This window comes from Bartonella sp. MR168JLCBS (assembly GCF_042194175.1).
The window spans coordinates 324-599 of the sequence record NZ_JBHIMP010000532.1 but is presented as its reverse complement, the minus strand read 5'-3'; the positions used below and the strand labels follow the sequence as shown (position 1 = coordinate 599).

General features: G+C 35.5%; 1 protein-coding gene. It reads left to right on the top strand.

Annotated elements, in window-relative coordinates:
• Positions 1 to 152: DUF4170 domain-containing protein (locus tag ACFIK8_RS12455; RefSeq protein WP_375669607.1), on the top strand; the 152-nt coding region annotated here is incomplete at its 5' end.
• Positions 153 to 276: the final 124 nt, after the last annotated feature.

Here is a 276-nt window from a genome sequence, read left to right as displayed (position 1 = left end):
ATTTAGATGTGGTTGGTATTTTCCCTGATTACCAATCAGCTCAAGAAGCATGGCAGGCAAAAGCGCAAAGCAGTGTAGATAACGCATTACAACGTTATTACATTGTAGATTTACATCGGCTTCTTGATCTAGAAAACGATGATGCAGAGTAAAGTTTGAATATTTGATCATCATTTTCTTGGATTAGTACGTGCAGCAAGTTTGAATTTTCTAGATTTTACATCAGGATGGGTGTGAGACAATTCAAAAAAAGAAGCAGTGTATTTTAAGCCTTTT